Annotated in this window: 1 pseudogene; it reads right to left on the bottom strand. The window is 74.4% G+C overall.

The features are described from left to right. Positions 1-256: pseudogene (locus CCN33_RS30735) on the bottom strand (esterase); the annotation flags it as partial. Between the last annotated feature and the right edge of the window lie 346 nt (positions 257-602).

Here is a 602-nt window from a genome sequence, read left to right as displayed (position 1 = left end):
CCGGCAGCGGGCCGGTGACACCCTTGGGGCGGATGATGCGGGTGCGCACGGTGCCCCACTCGCCGGCGTCCACGTCGACCCACTCCTCGTCGACCTCGGGGCGGGGCACGCTGGTGTCGCTCTGCAGGCCGGCGAGGATGGCCCGGCCCTGCTCCGGCGGGACCTCGTAGATCCGGGGGTGCGGATCGGTCGCCTCGGCCAGCTCCCTCGCGGCCGGTTCGAGGTACGGGGTGACGGGCGGCGGGATTTCGGACATGGCCACTCCTTGGGCTGTTCCTTCGGGCACGCGAGAGCCCCGTCGCACAGCCGGACCGGCCGTGGCGGGGTGACGGCTGCCCCGAGTCGGGGATCACCCACGCACGTGATCCCCTCGTCCATGTTTGGGGCCCCCGCCGTGGACCGCAACCGGCCACCAGATGCCCCGCCGGACTCACGTGTGCGGGATGTCGCGAGGCCGAAGACCAGTCGACGAGGGCGACGCCGAGCGCCGGGCGCGGAAGCAGTGCCGTCCGGGCCCGACAGGGACGGGCGGCGTCAGGGCGGTGTGAGGGTGTCGAGTTGCGCGGCGAGGTCGGGGTGGGTGCCGGTCAGGTGGGGACGGG

The organism is Streptomyces recifensis, from assembly GCF_002154615.1.
Taxonomy (GTDB): domain Bacteria; phylum Actinomycetota; class Actinomycetes; order Streptomycetales; family Streptomycetaceae; genus Streptomyces; species Streptomyces griseoluteus.
The sequence above is the reverse complement of the archived record's forward strand: the minus strand, read 5'-3'. Positions and strand labels throughout refer to the sequence as shown.